The sequence below is a fragment of the Methylobacterium sp. AC690 genome (assembly GCF_979256535.1).
On record NZ_CEEDOX010000146.1, the window covers coordinates 1 to 234 of the forward strand.

Genomic DNA, 234 nt, shown 5'->3' on the forward strand with positions numbered 1-234 from the left:
GGCGAGGCGCGGCGAGCGCTGGAGCACGGGACGGGCCACCGCGATGTCCGGAGCGATGGCCAGGTCCCGCTCCACGGCGCGCGGTGCGTTGCGCACGTCCGCCAGGTCGTCCGCCAGGAGCACGCGGGCGGCTGCATCGACCGCGCGGGCCAGGGGCAGCAGCGCGGCGTCGAAGACCTCCACCTGCTCCTCGAGCAGTGCGGCGGCCCGCGCGGTGACGAGCGTCGTCAGCCG

Annotated in this window: 1 pseudogene; it reads right to left on the reverse strand. The window is 77.4% G+C overall.

Annotated features, from left to right (window positions below):
* Positions 1–234 (reverse strand): annotated as a pseudogene (locus tag AC0IY1_RS25655) (DUF2336 domain-containing protein); the annotation flags it as partial.